A 3,929-nucleotide genomic window follows, 5' to 3' on the forward strand; every position below is an offset into this window, starting at 1 on the left:
GCGCGTCGGTGAGGGTCGCGACCCCCGCCGCCTCCTCGGTCAGTCCGATTGCGACGAAGCAGGCGAACAGATGGTCGTCGAAGGCGGCGTGCTCGTCGGTCTTCGGGATTTGCGCGGCGCGCAAGGCTGCATAGCGCTCGTCGAACATGGCTTCGTGCTCCGCGTCCCTCATGCTCTGCGGACGCGGTCCTCAGGGCGTCCGAAAGGACGCCCGTCTGCCGCGATCAGCGATCGCGGCTACTGCCCTCGCAAGATCGGCGCCTGTCGCAAACCCTACGCGTCGATCAGGTCGGCCGCGACATGGGTCTGGCAGTCCTTCGGGCACACGCGCGAGCAGGCGCCGCAGCCGATGCAGGCGCCGGAATTGTCGACGATCATGATCTTGCGGTTGAGCTCGCCGTCGAAATCGTCGTCGTCGTCCTCGGTGACCTTGCCGAGCACTTCGCCATCCTCGTCGACGCCGTGCAGGTGCATGACGTCACGCGAGCACACCTTGTAGCAGCGGCCGCAGCCGATGCACGTGTCGCCATTGATCTTGGTGAGGAAGACCGGTGTCCAGTCGGATCCGTCGCGAGTCTTGTAGGCCATCAGACCGCCTCCAGGTCCGCGAGCTTCTTCCGCGCCGCTTCCAGCGCCGCGTAGGCGTCGTGCGCGGCCTTGGCGACATCGGGAATGGACGTCCAGTTGACCGGCAGCTCCTCGCTGAGGTCGTGCAAATTCATTTTGGCGTTTGTCGCCCTGGCGGACAGCTTTTTGATCTCGGCCTTCAGGGCGTCAGGGTCGGACATGGGCGTGATCTCCTCTTTGTCGAATGAACGGTCAAACGTCCGCGACCATCGGGTAAAGCTCGATCCACTTTTTCGCATCCTCGACCAGCTTCTCGCCGGCCTCCGCGAGCTTTTCGAAGCTTTCAAAGCCGAAGCGGTGCACGTCGCGCAGCGACTTGGAGATGACCACAAGGCGACCGACGGTCAGGATCACGCGGCCGAACCCCTCGTGCGACATTTTCATCATCGGCGAGGCCATGCGGCCGGTCGCCCGCTCGATGTCGAGCCCGACCGCGACATAGAATTTCTCGACCCTGTTCATCACGTCGGGATCCGGATCGCCGATGATCGGGATCTCGCGCCGCTGCTCCTTGGTGACGATGAACTCGCCGATCACCTTGGAGTCGGGCAGCTTCTCCCACACGCCATAGGCGTCCTCGGCTCGCCACACGCTGAGGAGGGTTTTGACAAAGGGCGAGTCGAGGCCCGCCGGCTTGGCGATCGCATCTGTCATCGGTATCAATCCTCTTCGAAATCGGGCTTCATCGGGCCGACGCCGGCGCTCATGAGCACCTTGCGCAGCCAGGGCGGCGGCGAGCCCGAGAGCATGGCGCGGGTGCGCTCCAGCACCTCGGGGATCGGCGCGGCCTGAGGCGTCTTGATTGGATGGATGTGGGCCGAGACGACCTTGGCCGCAGCCGGGCCGCCGATCGCGAGGCAGAACAGCAAGTGACAGCCTTCGAGCGCCTCGACCTTCGGACCGATGCGGTCGTCGCCGTCGGTCTTGTGCGAGCCGGTCTCGTCGGACGTGTCGCCGAAGGCGACCGCCTCGACGAAGTCCCAACCTTCCCGGGTCACGTCGTAGATGGCGAACTTCGGCGCCGAGCCGAAATGCGCGTTGAGGCCCCTCATGTCGCGCGTGGCGATGGCGACGCGCACGGCGCCCGGCGCCGGCGGCCTCCGGGTCGGAGCTTCGTCCTCAGTGTTGACGAGTTGCAGACGCCGCACGGCGGCCATGGGTTGTCTCCCGGTTAAGGAATGGGTTCAGGGACTCGGGCGTCGCCTCGTGGCGCGCGCCCTCGAATATGTTGGCCGCTTCGAAGATCAGGTCGCGCGCGCCCTGATAGCCGACCCGCAGCTTGTGCTGGCTGCCGAGCCGATCGAAAATCGGAAAGCCGACACGCATCAGCGGAATGCCCAGCCGCTCGGACGCCCGACGCCCATGACTGTGCGTGACCAGAAGGTCCGCGCCCTCCGCCATCGCCTCGAAGTCGCCGAGGTCGCCGATCTTCACGCTCTCGCACTGCACATGCTCGAGAATCTTGGAGTGGCCGGTGGTCGTGACCGCGGCCTGGATCTCGGCGCCCATGCCGACGAAGAAGGTCGCAAGCCCGTAAAGAAGGTCCGGCTCGGCGGCGATGGCGATCTTCTTGCCCGAGTAGTGGAAGTGGCCGTCGAGCAGAGCGTCCTGCAATTGCGCGCGGCGGCGACGAAGGCAAGCCGACGCGGCGCGGCCCGACAGCTCCGCCAGCAAGGCGACAAACCGGTCCACCGCCTTCATGCCGTAGAGCTGGCGGAAGAGGGCGTATTCGACGCCGGTCAGCTCCTCGATGCGTTGAGCAGGCTGCCGCATCTGCTCGCCGATCGCAATGCTGAGAGCCGCGTCGCCGAGCGAGCGGATGTCGTCGATCGTCGTTCCGCCGTAAGTCGTCGGGATCCACGAAGCGGGCACCGTCCCGTCGAGCGCGCCGGAAATGTCAGGGAAGACGACCGGCTCGAGGCCGAAAGCCTCGACCAGCGAACGGATGTGCTCGACGTCGGCGACGGTCAAGTGCGAGCCCGGCAGGATGTTCACGCGTCGCGCGTTGCGGCGCTCGCGAACTTCCCGCTGGGCGATCGAATCGATCATCGCCACGACCGCCTTCGACCAGCCCTCCTCGATCGCGCCGTCGAAATCTGGGGTCTGGGCGAGCGCGACCTCCGTCCCGTCGAGCTCCGCGACCCGGCGCGCCTTGATGGCGACGAGCTCTCCGGCGAAGTCCTCGCCGCGCGTCTCGACAAGCGCCGTGGTGGCGACGCCGATCAGCTTCGGCTTGGCACGGGACTTCAGATTGAGGATCGCCTCCTCGAGATGGTCGGCGCCGCCCAAAATGGTCGCGACCTCGTCCATCGCGGTCGTCTGGAGCGGGATCGTCTCCTTGAAGTGGCGGACGAATAGAACCAGCGCGAAGGACGTGCAACCTTGCGAGCCGTGGAACAGCGGTACGGCGCCGTCGACGCCGAGATAGGCGAAAGCCGCGCCGAGCGGCTGCGAGGATTTCAGCGGGTTGACGCTGGCGGCCTTTGAGACGGGAACAATCTTCGCCATCATGCGCCTCCTAGCACTCGCCCATGTCGTCGGCGGTGGTCGCCGCGAACTTCTTGCGGGTCGCGGCCACGAACTCGGCGTCGCCGTCGAAGGCGTCGACCCTGGCTTCGGCCGGCAGATCCCACGGCGCCGGGGCGCGCACGTCCGCCCAGATCGGATTGTGGATGGCGAGGTCGATCTGGCGCACCAGCTCCACCATGCCGTCGTAGCCGGCGTAGGGGTGATGGCGCTCCTGGTTGATGTCGAGCCAGGGCGTCTTGGCTTTCAGCGCAATGAACTGGGTCCGCCCGCCTGACAGCATGATGTCGGCCTTGCCGGCGGCCAGCATCGCATAGAGGTCGCGCGGCGCCATGGCGTCGAAGGCGTGCTTCTCGTCCTTCAGCAGCGCCTTGATGCGCTCCTTGTCCTCGTCGGTGGATTTCTTGGTCGAGGTGCCGACGATCTCGATGCCGATCTCCTGCAGCGCCGCGACGACCGACCAGGACTTGACGCCACCGGTGTTGAGCAGCACGCGCTTGCCCGAAAGACGTTCGCGGTAAGTCTCGAGCCGCGCCCAGACGCGCGCCTCCTCTTCGGCGATCAGGATTTCCGCGCGCACGAGCAGCGAACGGTCGGCGCCTTCGCGCACGAGCAGCGTTGCAAGCTGACGCAACGCGTCCGACGTGTCCGAGACGCCGTAGAACGAGCCCTCGAAATAGGGGATGTCCCAGCGCTCCTCCATCTTGCGGGCGAGATTGATCAGCGCGGTCGAGCAGACCATCATGTTGGCGCGCGCGGTATGGGCGCTGGCGATG

The 3,929-nt window shown here is 66.1% G+C and carries 6 protein-coding genes; all 6 read right to left on the reverse strand.

The genetic code is table 11. The features are described 5' to 3' along the window. Window positions 1-273: 273 nt before the first annotated feature. Window positions 274-588 carry a ferredoxin III, nif-specific gene (gene fdxB / locus ACLP25_RS10990; protein ID WP_442469234.1) on the reverse strand — a complete coding sequence of 105 codons (315 nt, stop codon included), beginning with the start codon at window positions 586-588 and terminating at the stop codon, window positions 274-276. Continuing rightward, window positions 588-788 (reverse strand): CCE_0567 family metalloprotein, encoded by a 201-nt coding sequence (locus tag ACLP25_RS10995; protein ID WP_442469235.1) that lies wholly within the window; start codon window positions 786-788, stop codon window positions 588-590. Before ACLP25_RS10995 ends, fdxB begins: the two co-directional genes overlap by 1 nt. Window positions 789-819: 31 nt before the next feature. Beyond that, window positions 820-1,281 carry a NifX-associated nitrogen fixation protein gene (locus tag ACLP25_RS11000; RefSeq protein ID WP_442469236.1) on the reverse strand — a complete coding sequence of 154 codons (462 nt, stop codon included), beginning with the start codon at window positions 1,279-1,281 and terminating at the stop codon, window positions 820-822. Window positions 1,282-1,286: 5 nt separating this feature from the next. Continuing rightward, window positions 1,287-1,784, reverse strand: coding sequence for a nitrogen fixation protein NifX (gene nifX, locus ACLP25_RS11005; RefSeq protein ID WP_442469237.1), 498 nt, complete (start codon window positions 1,782-1,784; stop codon window positions 1,287-1,289). Then, a complete protein-coding gene (nifN, locus tag ACLP25_RS11010; RefSeq protein ID WP_442469238.1) occupies window positions 1,747-3,135 on the reverse strand; it encodes a nitrogenase iron-molybdenum cofactor biosynthesis protein NifN in 1,389 nt (462 codons plus the stop codon). The genes nifX and nifN overlap by 38 nt, the downstream gene beginning before the upstream one ends. 10 nt (window positions 3,136-3,145) lie before the next feature. Next, window positions 3,146-3,929, reverse strand: a 784-nt coding sequence (locus ACLP25_RS11015) for a nitrogenase component 1 (protein ID WP_442469239.1), incomplete at its 5' end; no start/stop codon positions are given.

This window comes from Roseiarcus sp. (assembly GCF_052145395.1).
GTDB lineage: Bacteria > Pseudomonadota > Alphaproteobacteria > Rhizobiales > Beijerinckiaceae > Roseiarcus.

Coding starts and splice junctions, on each gene's coding strand:
- ACLP25_RS10995 (WP_442469235.1), bottom strand. CDS start 788: ATGTCCGACCCTGACGCCCTGAAGGCCGAGATCAAAAAGCTGTCCGCC.
- nifN (WP_442469238.1), bottom strand. CDS start 3,135: ATGGCGAAGATTGTTCCCGTCTCAAAGGCCGCCAGCGTCAACCCGCTG.
- ACLP25_RS11000 (WP_442469236.1), bottom strand. CDS start 1,281: ATGACAGATGCGATCGCCAAGCCGGCGGGCCTCGACTCGCCCTTTGTC.
- nifX (WP_442469237.1), bottom strand. CDS start 1,784: ATGGCCGCCGTGCGGCGTCTGCAACTCGTCAACACTGAGGACGAAGCT.
- fdxB (WP_442469234.1), bottom strand. CDS start 588: ATGGCCTACAAGACTCGCGACGGATCCGACTGGACACCGGTCTTCCTC.